Annotated in this window: 16 protein-coding genes and 1 pseudogene; 12 read left to right on the top strand and 5 right to left on the bottom strand. The window is 71.4% G+C overall.

Annotation, left to right across the window (positions count from 1 at the left end):
* The first annotated feature begins 201 nt into the window (after positions 1–201).
* Both whiG and AAW13_RS14700 read left to right on the top strand, forming a co-directional pair.
* Positions 202–1,044 carry an RNA polymerase sigma factor WhiG gene (gene whiG / locus AAW13_RS14695; protein WP_046727842.1) on the top strand — a complete coding sequence of 281 codons (843 nt, stop codon included), beginning with the start codon at positions 202–204 and terminating at the stop codon, positions 1,042–1,044.
* Between the two features lie 117 nt (positions 1,045–1,161).
* Positions 1,162–1,719, top strand: coding sequence for a TetR/AcrR family transcriptional regulator (locus AAW13_RS14700; protein WP_046727843.1), 558 nt, complete (start codon positions 1,162–1,164; stop codon positions 1,717–1,719).
* A gap of 253 nt (positions 1,720–1,972) precedes the next feature.
* Here the strand turns inward: AAW13_RS14700 and AAW13_RS14705 are convergent, their stop codons facing one another.
* Complete coding sequence (locus AAW13_RS14705; protein ID WP_079178815.1) at positions 1,973–2,566, bottom strand: murein hydrolase activator EnvC family protein; 594 nt, start codon at positions 2,564–2,566, stop codon at positions 1,973–1,975.
* A 271-nt stretch (positions 2,567–2,837) separates the two neighbouring features.
* Between AAW13_RS14705 and rpsB the strand changes: the two genes are divergently transcribed.
* The 10 genes from rpsB (at position 2,838) to AAW13_RS14755 (ending at position 14,366) form a co-directional block, all read left to right on the top strand.
* Positions 2,838–3,725, top strand: a complete 888-nt coding sequence (gene rpsB, locus AAW13_RS14710; RefSeq protein WP_046727844.1) for a 30S ribosomal protein S2 — start codon at positions 2,838–2,840, stop codon at positions 3,723–3,725.
* Positions 3,726–3,858: 133 nt separating this feature from the next.
* A complete protein-coding gene (tsf, locus tag AAW13_RS14715; RefSeq protein ID WP_046727845.1) occupies positions 3,859–4,695 on the top strand; it encodes a translation elongation factor Ts in 837 nt (278 codons plus the stop codon).
* 208 nt (positions 4,696–4,903) lie between these two features.
* Positions 4,904–5,662 (top strand): UMP kinase, encoded by a 759-nt coding sequence (gene pyrH / locus AAW13_RS14720; RefSeq protein WP_046727846.1) that lies wholly within the window; start codon positions 4,904–4,906, stop codon positions 5,660–5,662.
* A gap of 145 nt (positions 5,663–5,807) precedes the next feature.
* Positions 5,808–6,365, top strand: a complete 558-nt coding sequence (gene frr, locus AAW13_RS14725; RefSeq protein ID WP_046727856.1) for a ribosome recycling factor — start codon at positions 5,808–5,810, stop codon at positions 6,363–6,365.
* Positions 6,365–7,738: a phosphatidate cytidylyltransferase gene (locus tag AAW13_RS14730; protein WP_240528619.1), complete on the top strand. Its 1,374-nt coding sequence runs from the start codon at positions 6,365–6,367 to the stop codon at positions 7,736–7,738. The genes frr and AAW13_RS14730 overlap by 1 nt, the downstream gene beginning before the upstream one ends.
* Positions 7,739–7,965: 227 nt before the next feature.
* Complete coding sequence (locus AAW13_RS14735) at positions 7,966–9,210, top strand: cytochrome P450 (protein ID WP_046727847.1); 1,245 nt, start codon at positions 7,966–7,968, stop codon at positions 9,208–9,210.
* Positions 9,211–9,271: 61 nt separating this feature from the next.
* The gene (rlmN, locus tag AAW13_RS14740) at positions 9,272–10,378 is read left to right on the top strand and encodes a dual-specificity RNA methyltransferase RlmN (RefSeq protein ID WP_046727848.1); all 1,107 of its coding nucleotides are present in this window, start codon (positions 9,272–9,274) and stop codon (positions 10,376–10,378) included.
* 213 nt (positions 10,379–10,591) lie between these two features.
* A complete protein-coding gene (locus tag AAW13_RS14745) occupies positions 10,592–11,671 on the top strand; it encodes a thiamine ABC transporter substrate-binding protein (protein WP_046727849.1) in 1,080 nt (359 codons plus the stop codon).
* 71 nt (positions 11,672–11,742) lie between these two features.
* Positions 11,743–13,341 carry an ABC transporter permease gene (locus tag AAW13_RS14750; protein ID WP_046727858.1) on the top strand — a complete coding sequence of 533 codons (1,599 nt, stop codon included), beginning with the start codon at positions 11,743–11,745 and terminating at the stop codon, positions 13,339–13,341.
* Complete coding sequence (locus AAW13_RS14755) at positions 13,341–14,366, top strand: ABC transporter ATP-binding protein (RefSeq protein ID WP_046727850.1); 1,026 nt, start codon at positions 13,341–13,343, stop codon at positions 14,364–14,366. Before AAW13_RS14750 ends, AAW13_RS14755 begins: the two co-directional genes overlap by 1 nt.
* 179 nt (positions 14,367–14,545) lie before the next feature.
* Here the strand turns inward: AAW13_RS14755 and AAW13_RS14760 are convergent, their stop codons facing one another.
* The 4 genes and pseudogenes from AAW13_RS14760 to AAW13_RS14775 form a co-directional block, all read right to left on the bottom strand.
* Complete coding sequence (locus tag AAW13_RS14760; protein WP_071659552.1) at positions 14,546–15,277, bottom strand: LAETG motif-containing sortase-dependent surface protein; 732 nt, start codon at positions 15,275–15,277, stop codon at positions 14,546–14,548.
* 138 nt (positions 15,278–15,415) lie between these two features.
* Positions 15,416–16,561 carry an LOG family protein gene (locus AAW13_RS14765; protein ID WP_046727852.1) on the bottom strand — a complete coding sequence of 382 codons (1,146 nt, stop codon included), beginning with the start codon at positions 16,559–16,561 and terminating at the stop codon, positions 15,416–15,418.
* A gap of 36 nt (positions 16,562–16,597) precedes the next feature.
* On the bottom strand, positions 16,598–17,005 hold the full coding sequence (locus tag AAW13_RS14770) for a VOC family protein (RefSeq protein ID WP_046727853.1): 408 nt from the start codon (positions 17,003–17,005) through the stop codon (positions 16,598–16,600).
* Positions 17,006–17,112: 107 nt separating this feature from the next.
* Positions 17,113–17,922 (bottom strand): annotated as a pseudogene (locus AAW13_RS14775) (hypothetical protein); the annotation flags it as partial.

The following is a 17,922-nucleotide window of genomic DNA, read 5'->3' on the forward strand; positions in this document are numbered from 1 at the left end:
GGTTCGCGCAGGGGTGGAGCCTCGTTGTTCGCGCACCGCGACTCCTCAGTCACGCTACGCTCACGAAAAGCCCCGCGCGGACCACGCCCGCCGACCTCTGACCGACCCCGCGCCCGACATCCCTTCTCCCCGGCCCATCCCGTCTCTCGGCACATCACGGCAATTCCTGGCACTTCACAGCAGAACGGCACAAGGCGACGAATGCCCCAGCACACCTCCGGGTCCGACCGGGCGGCGATCCCCCCAGCCGCCCGTGACGGTGGCAGCGTGCGGCCGCCCGCTCCCTCGACACTCGACGAGCTGTGGCGGTCGTACAAGGCGACAGGGGACGACCGGCTGCGGGAGCAGCTGATCCTGCACTACTCGCCGCTGGTCAAGTACGTGGCCGGGCGGGTGAGCGTCGGTCTGCCGCCCAACGTGGAGCAGGCCGACTTCGTCTCCTCCGGGGTGTTCGGGCTGATCGACGCGATCGAGAAGTTCGACGTCGACCGGGAGATCAAGTTCGAGACGTACGCGATCACCCGGATCCGCGGCGCCATGATCGACGAGCTGCGGGCACTGGACTGGATCCCGCGTTCGGTGCGGCAGAAGGCCCGCAACGTCGAGCGGGCCTACGCCACCCTGGAGGCGCGGCTGCGCAGAACGCCCTCGGAGGGGGAGGTGGCGGCGGAGCTGGGCATCGAGGTCGACGAGCTCCATGCCGTCTTCAGTCAGCTGTCCCTGGCCAACGTGGTGGCCCTGGAGGAGCTGCTGCACGTCGGCGGCGAGGGCGGCGACGGCCTCAGCTTCATGGACACGCTGGAGGACACCGCCGCGGACGACCCCGTGGAGGTGGCCGAGGACCGGGAGCTGCGGCGGTTCCTGGCGCGCGCGATCAACACGCTGCCCGACCGGGAGAAGACCGTGGTCACCCTCTACTACTACGAGGGACTCACCCTCGCCGAGATCGGGAACGTACTCGGGGTCACCGAAAGCCGGGTCAGCCAGATCCACACCAAGTCGGTGCTACAGCTGCGCGCGAAGCTGGCGAGTTTCGGCCGCTGAGCGAGGGTTTTCCGCCGACGGTACCGGCGAGGTGGCCGGCGTCCCCGTCGTGCTGCCTCCCGCACGGCCCGGTGCGTCCGTAAAGTGGACGCCGTGCCAAGGATTCGAGCGGCCTCCGTGGCCGAGCACCGGTCGATGCAGCGAGCCGCCCTGCTGGACGCGGCGCGGTCCCTGCTGTCCGACGGCGGGACGGAGGCGCTGACGTTCCCGGCGCTCGCCGAGCGGACCGGGCTCGCGCGGTCGTCGGTGTACGAGTACTTCCGCTCCCGGGCCGCCGTGGTCGAGGAGCTGTGCGAGGTCGACTTCCCCGTGTGGGCGGCGGAGGTCGAGACGGCGATGGAGCGGGCGGCCACCGCGGAGGACAAGGTCGAGGCGTATGTGCGCCGGCAGCTGACCCTGGTCGGGGACCGGCGGCACCGGGCGGTGGTCGCGATCTCGGCGAGCGAGCTGGACGCCGGGGCCCGCGAGAAGATCCGCGCCGCGCACGGCGGCCTGGTCGCGATGATCGTCGCGGCGCTGGGGGAGCTGGGCCACGAGCAGCCCCGGCTGGCGGCGATGCTGCTCCAGGGCGTCGTGGACGCCGCGGTCCGCCGCATCGAGCTGGGCGCGGCGGAGGATCCCGGGGTCATCACAGACGCGGCCGTGGCGATGGCGCTACGGGGTGTGCGGGGCTGAAGGGCCAAAGCGCCGGTCGCTGTAGCGCCCCGTCAGGGCGCCCCGTAAAGGGCGCGGGGAACTGCGCGATCAGCCCCCACCGGACCGCGGTCGCGAAACCGATCCCCCACCGGACCGCGGTCGCGAAACTGGTCCCCCACCGGCCTGCGGTCGCGAAACTGGTCCCCCACCGGGCCGCGGTCGCGAAACCGACCCCCAACCGGGCTGCGGTCGCGCAACCGACCCGCACCGGGCGCGGTCGCGTGACCGGCCCTCACGACCCCTTCGGCAGCGGGACCCCCAGTACCGGCAGCAGTCTCGACGGGCCCCCGTTCAACAGCCACGGCGGCAACAGCAGCAACGGATCCAGATAGGTCTCCCCGCGCAACAACCCCCAGTGCACGCACGCCACCGCCCCGCAGTGCGCCGCCGTTCCCGCCCCCTCCACCTCCACCGTTCCGACCACCTGCCCCGCCGCCACCTCGTCCCCCTTGCGCACCGTCGCCCTCACCGGCTCGTACGTCGTGCGCAGGTCCGTGTCCGCCAGCTCCACCGCCACCACACCCCGTCCCGCCACCCGCCCCGCGTAGGAGACCCGGCCGGCCGCCACCGCCCGCACCGGCTCGCCGGTCGCCGCGCCCAGATCGAGTCCCCGGTGCCCGGGCCCGTACACCGACGCCGGGGGCTCCCAGCCGCGCAGGACCGGCGGTCGTACCCCCACCGGCCACGCACGGGCGACCGCCGGAACCGGAACAGGCGCCGGCGCCCCGGCATCCGCCCGGGCCACAGCCACCGCCACCGCCGTCGCCACCGCCAGGACCAGCGGCGACACCGTCGTCACCCACGTCCACCACCTCGTTCGTCGCATGCCGACACCGTCCCGCAGCCACGCCGATCATGGCCGGTACCTGTGGACCACTTCCCGGTTGTGGACAGCGGCGTCACCCGGCACCCCGCCGGTCCCGTACACTTCTTCTGGCGATCCGGGCCACCGGGTCGACTTCGCACGCCCCGACATCCCGCCCTCACAGGCAGGTGTCAGCGCTTCTCGGTCCTTCGCGGCACAGCGCACACGGGCGTCAGGCGCGGGAGCCGTCCGGCCCCCGCGGCACAACCGAGAAATTCAAGGAGATACGGCCATGGCCGTCGTCACGATGCGGGAGCTGCTGGAGAGCGGCGTCCACTTCGGTCACCAGACCCGTCGCTGGAACCCGAAGATGAAGCGCTTCATCTTCACCGAGCGCAACGGCATCTACATCATCGACCTGCTCCAGTCGCTGTCGTACATCGACCGGGCCTACGAGTTCGTCAAGGAGACCGTCGCCCACGGCGGCACGGTCATGTTCGTCGGCACGAAGAAGCAGGCGCAGGAGGCCATCGCCGAGCAGGCCACCCGCGTCGGCATGCCCTACGTCAACCAGCGCTGGCTGGGCGGCATGCTCACCAACTTCTCCACCGTCTACAAGCGTCTCCAGCGCCTCAAGGAGCTCGAGCAGATCGACTTCGAGGACGTCGCCGCGTCCGGTCTGACCAAGAAGGAGCTTCTCGTGCTCTCGCGCGAGAAGGCCAAGCTGGAGAAGACCCTCGGCGGTATCCGCGAGATGCAGAAGGTGCCCAGCGCCGTCTGGATCGTGGACACCAAGAAGGAGCACATCGCCGTTGGTGAGGCCCGGAAGCTGAACATCCCGGTCGTCGCGATCCTCGACACCAACTGCGACCCCGACGAGGTCGACTACAAGATCCCCGGCAACGACGACGCGATCCGCTCCGTCACCCTGCTGACCCGCGTGATCGCCGACGCGGTCGCCGAGGGTCTCATCTCCCGCTCCCGTGTCGCCACCGGTGACAAGGGCGAGAAGGCCGCGGGCGAGCCGCTGGCCGAGTGGGAGCGCGACCTGCTCGAGGGCGAGAAGAAGGCCGACGAGGCCGAGAAGCCCGCCGAGGCCCCGGCCGCCGAGGCGCCCGCCGCCGAGGCCCCGGCCGCCGAGACCGCCGAGGCTCCGGCCGCGGACGCCGAGCAGGCCTGACCCTTCAGCGTCGACGGCGGGGGCACCGACATCCCGGACGCCCCCGCCGTTCACCCATAGGTTCGCGGTCAGCATCTACATGTGGATCGTGGATCGGGCAGATCTCCCGACTTCGAGAAAGACTTAACGACTCATGGCGAACTACACCGCCGCTGACGTCAAGAAGCTCCGCGAGCTCACCGGCGCCGGCATGATGGACTGCAAGAAGGCGCTGGACGAGGCCGAGGGCAGCGTCGACAAGGCCGTCGAGGCGCTCCGCATCAAGGGCCAGAAGGGCGTCGCCAAGCGCGAGGGCCGCTCCGCCGAGAACGGCGCCGTGGTCTCGATCATCGCCGACGACAACTCCTCCGGCGTCCTCGTCGAGCTGAAGTGCGAGACGGACTTCGTCGCCAAGGGTGAGAAGTTCCAGGCCGTGGCCAACACCATCGCCGAGCACGTCGCCAAGACCTCCCCGGCCGACCTGGAGGCGCTGCTCGCCTCCGAGATCGAGCCCGGCAAGACCGTCCAGGCGTACGTCGACGAGGCCAACGCCAACCTCGGCGAGAAGATCGTCCTGGACCGCTTCGCGCAGTTCTCCGACGGCTTCGTGCTCGCGTACATGCACCGCACGATGCCCGACCTGCCCCCGCAGATCGGTGTCCTCGTCGAGCTGGACAAGCCGAACGCCGACATCGCCAAGGGCGTCGCCCAGCACATCGCCGCCTTCGCGCCGAAGTACCTCGCCCAGGAGGACGTGCCGGCCGAGGTCGTCGAGTCCGAGCGCCGGATCGCCGAGGAGACCACCCGCGCCGAGGGCAAGCCCGAGGCCGCGATCGCCAAGATCGTCGAGGGTCGTCTGAACGGCTTCTTCAAGGACGCCACGCTGCTCGGCCAGCCGTACGCGCTCGACAACAAGAAGTCGGTCCAGAAGGTCCTGGACGAGGCCGGTGTCACCCTGAAGCGCTTCACGCGCATCAAGGTCGGCATCTGAGTCCGTACCCCGATCGACGCGCGACCCACGGGGAAATCCCGGTAGGGTCGGTCGACAGCAGCCGTCCGGGTACCCGGCCACAGCCAGGGTCGTGACGGACGGCAGCAGATCTGACGAGGAGGCCATTGCCGCGCATGGGCAGCGAAAAGCGACCCCACCGGCAATGGCCTTCTTCGTATGTGCACCACGTGAAAGAGGCGGGATCTCCATGACCACCAAGGCCCAGAAGAGCGACGACGGCAAAGTACGCGGCCGGTTTCTGCTGAAGCTGTCCGGTGAGGCCTTCTCCGGTGGCGGGGGCCTGGGGGTCGACCCCGACGTGGTGCACAAGATCGCCCGCGAGATCGCGGCCGTCGTCCGTGACGGTGCCGAGATCGCGGTCGTCATCGGCGGCGGCAACTTCTTCCGCGGCGCCGAACTCCAGCAGCGCGGCATGGACCGGGCCCGCTCCGACTACATGGGCATGCTCGGCACCGTGATGAACTGCCTCGCCCTCCAGGACTTCCTGGAGAAGGAGGGCATCGACTCGCGCGTCCAGACCGCCATCACCATGGGACAGGTCGCCGAGCCGTACATCCCGCTGCGCGCCGTGCGCCACCTGGAGAAGGGCCGCGTGGTCATCTTCGGTGCCGGAATGGGCATGCCGTACTTCTCCACCGACACCACCGCTGCCCAGCGCGCCCTGGAGATCGACGCCGAGGCGCTGCTCATGGGCAAGAACGGGGTGGACGGGGTCTACGACTCCGACCCCAAGACCAACCCCGACGCCGTCAAGTTCGACGCCCTCGGCTACGGCGAGGTCATCACCCGCGAGCTCAAGGTCGCCGACGCCACCGCGATCACGCTCTGCCGGGACAACAAGCTCCCGATCCTGGTCTTCGAGCTGCTCGCCGAGGGCAATATCGCGCGGGCCGTCAAGGGTGAGAAGATCGGCACGTTGGTGGGTGACCAGGGCGGCCGGGCCTGACCGGCAACGCCTGACGGACCCTGACCGGGGGATGGACAATGTCCGGCCGGTCGGGAACCGTGCAGGAAGAAGACGCGACGCAGCCGGCCGCCGCCCCGCAACGGAACCGCAGCCGGGCCTTACTCAAGACACGCAGGAGCAAGTGGTGATCGAAGAGACCCTCCTCGAGGCCGAGGAGAAGATGGAGAAGGCCGTCGTGGTCGCCAAGGAGGACTTCGCCGCGATCCGCACCGGGCGTGCGCACCCGGCGATGTTCAACAAGATCGTGGCCGACTACTACGGCGCGCCGACGCCGATCAACCAGCTGGCCTCGTTCTCCGTGCCGGAACCGCGCATGGCGGTCGTGACCCCGTTCGACAAGACGGCCCTGCGCAACATCGAGCAGGCCATCCGCGACTCGGACCTGGGCGTCAACCCGAGCAACGACGGCAACATCATCCGGGTGGTGTTCCCCGAGCTCACCGAGGAGCGCCGCCGCGACTACATCAAGGTCGCCAAGAGCAAGGCCGAGGACTCCCGGGTGTCGATCCGCTCCGTGCGCCGCAAGGCCAAGGAGGCCATCGACAAGCTCGTCAAGGACGGCGAGGTCGGCGAGGACGAGGGCCGCCGCGGGGAGAAGGAGCTCGACGACACCACGCACAAGTACGTCGCGCAGGTGGACGAGCTCCTCAAGCACAAGGAAGCGGAGCTTCTCGAAGTCTGATGAACGACTCATCCTGGGGAGCCCCGCCACCCGCCGGGCCGCAGGCCGGGCAGGCCGGATCAGCATCGGCCGGGTACTGGCGGCCGACCGATCAGGGCACCGGCCAGGGGTACGCCGACGGCACCGGCCAGGGGTACGCCCACGGGCCCGTCGACGGCACCGGCCAGGGGTATGCCCACAGTTCCGTCGACGGCTCCGGGCAGGGGTATGCCCACAGTTCCGTCGACGGCTCCGGGCAGGGGTACGTCCACGGTTCCGGGCAGGGCTACGACCACGGCCGAGGCCACGGCTACGGCCCGGGGTACGTCCAGGGAGCCGCCCCGGCGGGTCCCGCGTACGATGCGCATGACGCGCAGCAGACTCGCCCCATGCCCATCGTGTCCGACGACGGACCCGCGTACGGCGGAGACCAGGACGACGACCGGGGGGCCGCTCGGCTGAGCGGCCCCTTGTTCCGCAACGACACCCCGTCGGCGCAGCCTCTGCCCCACGCGGCCGCGCCGCAGAATCCGGAGCCCATGCCCGACGCCCCGCAGCCGGCGCCCGCGCCGCAGAAGAAGAGCGCGGGGCGCGACCTGGGCGCGGCCATAGGGGTCGGCGTCGGACTGGGCGTCGTGATCGTGGCCTCCCTGTTCGTCGTCAAGGCCGTCTTCGTCGGCGTGGTGGCGGTCGCGGTCGTGGTGGGCCTGTGGGAACTGACCAGCAGGCTCCAGGAGCGCAAGGGCATCAAGGCGCCCCTGGTCCCGCTCGCGCTCGGCGGCGCGGCGATGGTGGTCGCCGGCTACGCGCGCGGTGCGGAGGGCGCCTGGGTGGCGCTGGCGCTCACCGGACTCGCCGTCCTGGTCTGGCGGATGACGGAACCGCCGGAGGGCTACCTCAAGGACGTCACGGCGGGTCTCTTCGCGGCGTTCTACGTACCGTTCCTGGCCACGTTCGTGGCGATGATGCTCACCGCCGAGGACGGCCCCCTGCGGGTCATGACCTTCCTGCTCCTCACGGTGGTCAGCGACACCGGTGCCTACGCGGTCGGCTGGCGCTTCGGCACCCACAAGCTCGCTCCGCGGATCAGCCCCGGCAAGACCCGTGAGGGCCTGGTGGGGGCGGTGCTGTTCGCCATGGTCGCGGGCGCGCTGTGCATGCAGTTCCTGATCGACGACGGCACCTGGTGGCAGGGCCTGCTGCTGGGCCTCGCGGTCGCGGCCAGCGCCACGCTCGGCGACCTCGGCGAGTCCATGATCAAACGCGACCTGGGCATCAAGGACATGGGCACGCTGCTGCCGGGCCACGGCGGCATCATGGACCGGCTGGACTCGCTGCTGCCGACCGCTCCGGTGGTCTGGCTGCTGATGGTGCTGTTCGTCGGCAGCGGCTGAGGCGGCCCGGCACCGACACCGGCGGTCGTACCACCGCCCGCCGTACGACCGGCCGCCGCCGCACCGGCTGCCGTACGACTCCCACGGGTGGGCCCCGTCCTTCGCCGGGCGCGGGCCCACCGGCATGTCCGCCCCCGGATGCCGCACCAGAAATCGCAGGGTCGGGCCGGTCGGAGGGAGACTCCCTGTGAGGACGCCGTGTCCTCCGACGTGCAGGGAGTCTGCCCATGCCCCTCGACCCGGCTCCGGCCGCCACCCCGTCCCCGGTCCCGACGCCTCCGCCGGTGCGGTTCTGGCCCGTCGACGACCTGCCCGCGCTCGACCCCGACCCGTTCCTGGACGAGGTGCTGCGGGAGGAGCCGGTCACCCGGATCAGGCTTCCGCACGGCGAGGGCCACGCATGGCTGGTCACCCGGTACGAGGACGTCCGCTTCGTCACCTCCGACCCCCGGTTCTCGCGGGAAGAGGTCGTCGGCCGCGACGTCACCAGCATGCGTCCGGAGCCGGTGGCCTCACAGACGGCCGGCCTCCAGTACATCGACCCGCCCCGGCACAACCGGCTGCGCAGGGTCGTCGCCCGGGCCTTCACCGGGCGGGCCATGCAGCGGCTGCGGCCGATGGCGGAACGCCGGGCCGCTGAACTGCTCGACACGATGGAGGCGGCGGGCCCGCCCGCCGACCTCATGGAGCACCTGCACGGGCCGTTCCCGATCGCCGTGATCCGTGACTTCCTCGGCGTCGACGAGAAGGACTGGCACCGCTGGGCGGCGACCGGCGAGGCCCTGCTGTCCGCCGGCGCCGACTCCGAGCAGCGGGCCCGGCAGGCCGCCCGGGACACCCGGGCCCGGATCGCCGAACTGCTCCGGAGCCGCCGCGAGAAGCCCCGCGAGGATCTCGCCGGGGTGCTGGCACAGGCCACCGGGGCCGGCGAGATCACCGACGACGAGGCGATCTCCCTGGCCACCGCCATCCAGGTCAGCGGCGGCCACGCGGTCCGCAACAACAGCGGCTCGATGATGTACGCGCTGCTCACCCACCCCAAGCACCTGGACCGGCTGCGCCGGGAGCCGGAACTGCTGCCCAAGGCCGTCGACGAACTCTTCCGCTACGTCCCGCACCGCAACGGCGTCGGCATCCCGCGGGTCGCCGTCCAGGACGTCGAGGTGGGCGGCCAGCTGATCCGGGCGGGCGAGGTCGTCTACAACGCGTACGTCTCCGCCAACCGTGACCCCGCGGTCTTCGCCGACCCCGACGACCTGGACTTCGACCGCACGGACGGCCCCCACCTGGCGTTCGGGCACGGCCCCCACCACTGCATGGCCGCGATCATGGCCCGGATGGAGGCCGAGGTGCTGATCGCCTCGGTCCTGACCCGCTTCCCGGCCATCCGCCTGGCCGTCCCTCCCGAGCAGGTCGAGTTCCAGCGCCAGGGCCTGATCCGCGGCCCCCGCACCCTCCCCGTCACCTGGTGACACCGGCCCCGGACACCGGACGGCAGGGCCACCCGTGTGGATCTGCGACACTGGTGGGGCTATGCCTAAGCCCGGAGAACTCACTTTCGTCGCCCCGCGCGGAGCCAAGAAGCCGCCGCGGCATCTCGCCGACCTCTCGCCCGCCGAGCGCAAGGACGCGGTGGCCGAGGCCGGGGAGAAGCCGTTCCGCGCCAAGCAGCTCTCGCAGCACTACTTCGCGCGGTACGCGCACGACCCCGAGCAGTGGACGGACATCCCGGCCGGCTCCCGGGAGAAGCTGCGGGAGGCGCTGTTCCCGGAGCTGATGTCGGTCGTACGGCATCTGTCGACGGACGAGGGCACCACCCGTAAGACGCTGTGGCGGCTGTTCGACGGCACGCTCGTCGAGTCCGTGCTGATGCGCTACCCGGACCGGGTCACCATGTGCATCAGCTCGCAGGCCGGCTGCGGGATGAACTGCCCGTTCTGCGCGACCGGGCAGGCGGGTCTGGACCGGAACCTGTCCACCGCCGAGATCGTCCACCAGATCGTGGACGGCATGCGGGCGCTGCGGGACGGCGAGGTCCCCGGGGGCCCGGCGCGGCTCTCCAACATCGTCTTCATGGGGATGGGCGAGCCGCTCGCCAACTACAAGCGGGTGGTCGGCGCCATCCGGGCGCTCACCGACCCCGCCCCGGACGGACTCGGTCTCTCGCAGCGCGGGATCACCGTCTCCACCGTCGGACTCGTACCGGCCATCCACCGGTTCGCCGACGAGGGCTTCAAGTGCCGGCTCGCGATCTCCCTGCACGCCCCCGACGACGAACTGCGTGACACCCTCGTCCCGGTCAACACCCGGTGGAAGGTGCGCGAGGTGCTCGACGCCGGTTTCGACTACGTCGAGAAGAGCGGGCGGCGGCTCTCCATCGAGTACGCGCTCATCCGCGACATCAACGACCAGGCGTGGCGCGGTGACCGGCTCGGCCGGCTGCTCAGGGGCAAGCCCGTGCACGTCAACCTCATCCCGCTGAACCCGACGCCGGGTTCGAAGTGGACCGCGTCGCGGCCCGAGGACGAGAAGGCGTTCGTCGAGGCGATCGCCGCGCACGGTGTGCCCGTCACCGTACGGGACACCCGTGGCCAGGAGATCGACGGTGCCTGTGGTCAGCTCGCGGCCACCGAGCGGTAATCTGAGGGCCGTACTCACATCTTCATATTCCGACAGGGGAGCGCCACAGCGCTGAGAGTGCGGCAACCGGGCCGCAGACCCTCTGAACCTCGCCCAGGTCATTCTGGGTAGGAAGTTCGGTCATCACTCAAGCTGTTGCGCCCTGCCCGGGAGCCCTCGCGCTGCCGGGCGGGGCCGCGTCTCTTCCTGGTCCACCCCAGGAGGAAAACACCAGTGCACACCAAGACCTTCGTGGCCGCGGCCGTAGGGCTCGGTCTCGTCACGCTGTCCGCGTGTTCGTCGTCGTCGGACTCCGGCGCCTCCGGTGCCGGCTCCAAGACCGTCACCCTGGTCAGCCACGACTCGTGGGCCGTCTCCAAGAACGTGCTCCAGGACTTCGAGAAGCAGTCCGGCTACCAGGTGAAGGTCCTCAAGGACGGCGACGCCGGGCAGGCAGTCAACAAGGCGATCCTGACCAAGGACAACCCGCAGGGCGACGTCTTCTTCGGCGTCGACAACACCCTGCTGTCCAGGGCCCTCGACAACGGCCTCTTCCAGCCTTACCGGGCGAAGGGCCTCGACCAGGTCGGCACCGCGTACCAGCTCGACGCCGCCGAGCACCGGGTCACGCCCGTCGACTACGGCGACATCTGCGTCAACTACGACAAGGCGTACTTCAGCGAGCACAAGCTGAACCCGCCCACCTCCTACGCCGACCTGGTCAAGCCGGAGTACAAGAACCTCCTCGTCACCGAGAACGCGGCCACCTCCTCGCCCGGGCTCGGCTTCCTGCTGGGGTCCGCCGCGCGGTACGGGGACGCCGGCTGGCCGGACTACTGGAAGAGGCTCAAGGCCAACGGCGTCAAGGTCGTCGACGGCTGGGAGCAGGCCTACAACGAGGAGTTCTCCGGTTCGGCCGGCGGCAGGAAGGCCAAGGGGGACCGGCCGCTCGTCGTGTCGTACGCCTCCTCGCCGCCCGCCGAGGTCATCTACGCCGACCCGAAGCCCAGCACCGCCCCCACCGGCGTCGCGGACGGCACCTGCTTCCGGCAGATCGAGTTCGCCGGGCTGCTGAGCAACGCGGGGAACACCAAGGGCGGCAAGGCGCTCATCGACTTCCTGGTCTCCAAGGAGTTCCAGCAGGACATGCCGCTCAACATGTTCGTGTACCCGGTGGTCAAGGGGGCCACGGTGCCCGCCGAGTTCACGAAGTACGGTCCTGCCGCGCAGGACCCCGCGACCATGGCGCCCGACAGGATCGCCGCCAACCGTGACCAGTGGGTCAAGACGTGGACGTCACTCGTACTGAAGTAGCCGCTGGGGCAGCCGCCGAAACGGTGGCCGCGGCGGCCGGGCGGCGGGCGGGCGCGGTGCGGCTCGGGCTGATGCTCGGGCCCGTCGCGTTCTTCGCCGTGTTCTTCGCCTGGCCGGTCGCCGCGATCGTCACCCGGGGCCTGAAGACCGACGGGGGCTGGCGGTTCGGGCGGGTCGCCGACGTCGTCGGGCAGTCCGACATCCGCCATGTGCTGTGGTTCACCACCTGGCAGGCGCTCGCCTCGACCGCGCTCACCCTGCTGGTGGCGCTGCCCGCCGCGTACGTCTTCGCCCGCCTCGACTTCCCGGGAAGACAGGTGCTGCGGGCCGTGGTGACGGTCCCCTTCGTGCTGCCGACGGTCGTGGTGGGCACCGCCTTCCTCGCGCTCGTCGGACGGGGCGGCCTGCTGGACGAGTTGTGGGGCGTACGGCTCGACACCACCGTCTGGGCCATCCTGCTGGCGCACGTCTTCTTCAACTACGCGGTGGTCGTACGGACCGTGGGCGGGCTCTGGTCCCAGCTCGACCCCCGCCAGGAGGAGGCCGCGCGGATGCTCGGCGCCTCGCCGACGGCCGCCTGGCGGAAGGTCACGCTGCCCGCGCTGGCGCCCGCCGTGGCCGCCGCCGCGCTGATGGTCTTCCTGTTCACCTTCACCTCCTTCGGGGTGGTGCAGATCCTCGGCGGGCCCACCTTCGCCACCCTCGAAGTGGAGATCTACCGCCAGACCTCCGAGATCTTCGACCTCTCCACGGCCGCCGTCCTGACCCTGGTGCAGTTCGTGGCGGTCGGCGCGATCCTCGCCGTGCACGCGTGGACGGTACGGCGCCGGGAGAGCGCGCTGCGGCTGGTGGACCCGTCGGTGACGGCCCGCCGGCCGCGCGGGGCCGGGCAGTGGGCGCTGCTCACCGGCGTCCTCGCCACCGTCGCCGTGCTCCTGCTGCTGCCGCTGGCGGTGCTGGTGCGCCGGTCCTTCGACGGCGGCCTGGGTTACTACCGGGCGCTCGGCGACGCCGACGGCGGCACCTTCCTGGTCGCGCCGATCGAGTCGGTCGTGAACTCGCTGGAGTACGCGGTCGTCGCCACCGCCGTCGCGGTGCTGGTCGGCGGGCTCGCCGCCGCCGCGCTGGCCCGGCGGGACGCGGGGCGCCTGGTACGGGGGTTCGACGCGCTCCTGATGCTGCCGCTCGGGGTGTCCGCCGTGACCGTCGGCTTCGGGTTCCTGATCGCGCTGGACAAGCCGCCGCTGGATCTGCGGCAGTCCTGGATCCTGGTGCCGCTCGCGCAGGCGCTGGTCGGGGTGCCCTTCGTGGTACGGACCATGCTGCCCGTGCTGCGGGCCGTGGACGGGCGGCTGCGGGAGGCGGCGGCCGTGCTCGGCGCCTCGCCGTGGCGGGTGTGGCGGGAGGTCGATCTGCCGATGGTGCGGCGGGCGCTGCTGGTCGCGGCGGGCTTCGCCTTCGCCGTGTCCCTGGGCGAGTTCGGGGCGACGGTGTTCATCGCCCGGCCCGACAACCCGACGCTCCCGGTCGCGGTGGCCCGGCTGCTGTCCCGTCCCGGTGACCTCAACTACGGCCAGGCGATGGCCCTTTCCACGATTCTGATGGTGGTGTGCGCGGTGGCGTTGCTGGTTCTCGAACGGCTGCGGACCGACCGGACGGGGGAGTTCTGATGCCGCTGCTGGAACTGGACGCGGCCACCGTGCGGTTCGGCGCGCGGGCCGTGCTCGACGCGGTGGACCTGACGGTCGACGAGCACGAGGTGGTGTGTGTGCTCGGGCCCAGCGGGAGCGGCAAGTCGACGCTGCTGCGGGCGGTGGCCGGACTGCAACCGCTCGGTGCCGGACGGGTGTTGCTCGGCGGTCAGGACCAGGCGCGGGTGCCGGCGCATCAGCGCGGGGTCGGGCTGATGTTCCAGGACCATCAGCTGTTCCCGCAGCGGGACGTGGGCGGGAACGTGGCCTTCGGGCTCCGGATGCGCGGTGCCGGCAAGGAGCAGCAGGCGGCGCGGGTGGGGGAGTTGCTGGAACTGGTGGGGCTGCCGGGGGCCGCGCGGCGGGCGGTGGCCGGACTGTCGGGTGGTGAGCAGCAGCGGGTGGCGCTCGCGCGGGCGCTGGCACCCCGGCCGCGGCTGCTGATGCTCGACGAACCGCTCGGGCAGCTCGACCGCTCGCTGCGGGAGCGGCTGGTGGTCGAACTCCGCGAGCTGTTCGGGCGGTTGGGGACGACGGTGCTGGCCGTGACGCACGACCAGGGGGAGGCGTTCGCGCTGGCCGACCGGGTGGTGGTGATGCGGGACGGGCGGATCGCCCAGTCCGGTACGCCGCTGGACGTCTGGCAGCGGCCCGCCGACGAGTTCGTGGCCCGCTTCCTCGGCTTCGGCAACGTGGTCCCGGCGACCGTCGAGGGTGCGGCCGCGGTGACGCCGTGGGGCAAGCTGCCGGTGCCGGAGGGCTCGGGGCAGGGGACGCGGACGCTGCTGGTGCGGCCCGCGGGCGTACGGCTCGTCGCCGCCGACGCGGGGCTGCCCTGCACGGTGGCAGCCCGGACCTTCCAGGGCACCCATGTCACCGTCCACCTCCAGCCCGAGGACGGCGGTCCGCGTCTGGAGGCGGCCTGCGCGCTCAGGCGGGCGCCGGCGGCCGGGGACACGGTGGGCGTCGAGTTCGACGCGACGGAGACCGTCGTACTGGACTGACGGCCGCCGCGCGGAGCACGACGACCGACGGCCGGGCGGAGCGCGACGGCCCCCGGGAGTACGACGGCCGGGCGGGGCACGACGGACGCGCGGAGCGCGACGGCCCTCGGGAGTACGACCGAGGCCCGTCCCCGGGGGAACGGGGGCGGGCCTCGGTGCTGTACGGGTGAGCGGCGCGGTCAGTTTCCGCTGTGCGCCCCACGACGGCGCATGCCGAACCAGACGGCTCCGCCGCCGGCCACGACCAGCGCGCCGGCGATACCGGCGATCAGGCCGGTGTTGGAGTTGGCACCGGTCTCGGCGAGGTTGGACTCACCGACCGCCGGGGACGGGGCGTTGTCCGACGTCCCGGCCGGAGCGGTGCTGCTGCTCTCCGTGGCCGACGGGGCCGGGGAGTCCGACTCGGCCGGCGTGGACTCGGACGCCGACGGCGACGGGGTGGCCGACTCCGACGGGGAGGGGCTGGCGCTCTCCTCGGACTTGCACGCGGTCGACGGCGTCGTCAGGTTCGGCGTGATGTCCGTGTCGATCTGGGTCTTGCCGCTGTCGACCTTGACGTGGACGCGGTACGTCGCGTTGGGCGCCCAGTCCTCGGAGAAGGTGACCTTCGTACCTTCCTTGGAGCCCTTCACGGTCTGGGCGTCGCCGACCTGCTTCGCGTCGGCACCGTTGTTCTCGAGGAAGACGGTGATGGTGGCCGGAGTACCTGTGGCGTCCTGGTCGGTGACCGTGATGACACCGTTGGAGCCGTCGCAGGTGGCTTCGGCGGAGAACTCTTTGATGTTGCACGCGAGGGCGTTGCTGGAGACGCCCAGGACCAGCGCGGCCGACGCGGAGGCAACACCCAGGATGCGCACGGAACGACGTGCACTGCGGCGGGATATGGACACGTTTGTCCTTACTGAGTGCATAACTGCGGGGGGGTGAGAGGGAGTTGACGCAACGGTGAGGTGAGGCATCAGTATCCCCAGGAGGCTCACAGGTCTATAAGCGCTCCATAAGCAGTGTCAATGCATATGCGGTCCACGGGTGTTGACTTTACTCGCTTATTAAGCGCTGAGACGTTTCAGCGCTTGTGAAGCTTGCTCGATCCGGTCAACGAGGGCGATACGGGACGCCATCGACCGCTCCCCTGCCAGTGCGGTCAGCAACTGCCAGGCGGGCAGCCGCTCGCTCCAGTGCGCCCCGTCCACGAGCACCATCGGGGTCGGCTCGCCCCGCGACTCGTAGTAGTTGGGCGTGGCGTTGTCGAAGATCTCCTGTACGGTCCCGGCCGCGCCCGGCAGGAACACCACACCGGCGTCGGAACGGGCCAGCAGGCCGTCCTCGCGGGTGGCGTTGGCGAAGTACTTGGCGATGTGCGAGGCGAAGGCGTTCGGCGGTTCGTGGCCGTAGAACCAGGTGGGGATGCCCACCGAGGAGCCGCCGTCCGGCCAGCGCCCGCGGACCTCGAAGGCGGCCCGCGCCCACTCGGTGACCGAGGGCCGGAACGACGGGGCCTTGGCGAGGAGTTCGAGGGCCTCGTCGAGCATTCCGTCGTCGAAGGGGGCCGCGTACGCGCCGAGGTTCGCCGCCTCCATCGCACCCGGGCCGCCGCCGGTCGCCACGGTGTACCCGGCGCGCGCGAGTTCCCGGCCGAGCCGGGCCGCACCGGCGTACTCGGCCGTGCCGCGCGCCATCGCGTGCCCGCCCATCACGCCCACCACCCGCGCGTCGGCGAGGAGTTCGTCGAGCGCGTCGGAGACCGCGTCGTCGTGGATCGAGCGCAGCATCGAGGCGAATATGTCGCCGTCCGCCCCGGTCCGCTGGAACCACGCGTACGAACGGGCGTCCGGGGTGGCCTCGTAGCCCTCGGCGAGCGACTCGAACAACTCGTCGGGCGTGTAGGCGAAGGCGCGGTACGGATCGAAGGGGAGGTCCGGCACGGGCGGGAACACCAGCGCGCCCGAGGCGCCGACCCGCGCCGCGGCCTCGGCCGTCATCGGGCAGCCGAGGAAGACGGCGCCGGTGGTGTCGGTGGTGAGCAGGACGTCCGTACGGTCCGTCAGGTCGACGGCCTGGACGCGGTACTGGGCGAGTGTGCCGTGCTCGGCGACCACCTCGTCGAACTCGGCGAGCGACTCGATCTCGCGGTCACGGGCGGCACGGTTCGGCTGCGGGTCCGCGGACTGCGGCTGGGCGGGTGTCGGATGCACCCGCCCATGCTGGCACACCTGTTCGCGTCGAAGAGGTCAGCCCTGGACCGCCGCCGGGTCCATCCACACGACCTCCCAGCTGTGGCCGTCGAGGTCCTCGAAGGAACGGCCGTACATGAAGCCCTGGTCCTGGACGTCGTCGTTCGCCGTGCCGCCCGCCGCGACCGCCTTCTCCACCAGCTCGTCGACCTTCTCGCGGCTCTCCGCGCTCAGGCAGATCAGCACCTCGCTGGTCTTCCTGGAGTCGGCGATCTCCTTCTTCGTGAAGTCGGCGTAGCGCTGCTTGCCGAGCAGCATCGCGATGATCGTGTCGCTGATCACGACACAGGAGCAGTCGTCGGTGCTGAACTGCGGGTTGATCGAGTAGCCGAGCGCCGTGAAGAACTTCCGCGACGCGGCGACGTCGTCGGTGGCCAGGTTCACGAAGATCATCTGCTGGTACATGGGGTCTCTCTCCCTCGGGTGCCGTGCTGTTCGGGGGGTAGACCGGGGGGCGGCGTGAAAGTCATCGGTCGCTCCGCACTTCTGTGCGGTGAATTTCCCGCGACCGCTCAGCGGACCAGGGGCAGGGCGGCGAGGTCGGCGATCAGCAGGGTGAGGGGGCCGAGGAGGGCCAGCAGGGCGCCGGTGCGCAGGGCCGCCGCGCCGCGCAGCAACGTCACCGGGGCGCCGAGGCGGAGCAGCGCCTCGGTGGTGCCGGCGCGGGACTGGCGGGCCTCCGCGGCGGCGGTGAGGAGCGTGGCCACCGAGCAGCCGGCGACCACGAGGCCGCCGAGGACGGTGAGCGGGCCGGCGGGGGGCCGGTGGCCGCCGTGCAGGGTGGTCGTCGCGAAGACCGCGGACGCCACCGCGCAGACGACGCCGAGGGGGCGGCCGATCCGGGTGGCCTCCGCCATCAGGACGCGGCCGGCCAGGAGACGGAGGGCGCCGGGGCGGACGGCCTGGAGGAGGCGGCCGCACAGGTGGGTGAGGGCGGGGGCGGCGAGGACCAGGCCGAGGGCGGTGAGCGACCAGCCGACCAGGACGCCGACGGGGCCGGTGGCCAGGCCGCCGGGGAGGGCGGTGCGGATGGTGGTCTCGGTGACGCCGGCGTACGACTCCATGCCGAGGCCTGCGGCGACGGCGGCGACGGCCCAGGGGAGGCCGCTGGGGGCCGGGTCGGCCGCGGCCGGGGTCGGGGCCGGGGTCGGCGGGATTGCGCTCACCGGCACCGGCAGGGCACCGTCCGCGCCCACCCGTGCCGCCCAAGCGGCACGACTGCCCGCGGGATGACGAGGTGGCTGGACACCGTCCGCGGGCGGACGGGGAGAGGGCTGGGTGTCCGCGGGGCGGTGGGACGGCTGGGTGTCATCCGTAGGTTG

It is taken from the genome of Streptomyces humi (assembly GCF_001005085.2).
Lineage (GTDB): Bacteria > Actinomycetota > Actinomycetes > Streptomycetales > Streptomycetaceae > Streptomyces > Streptomyces humi.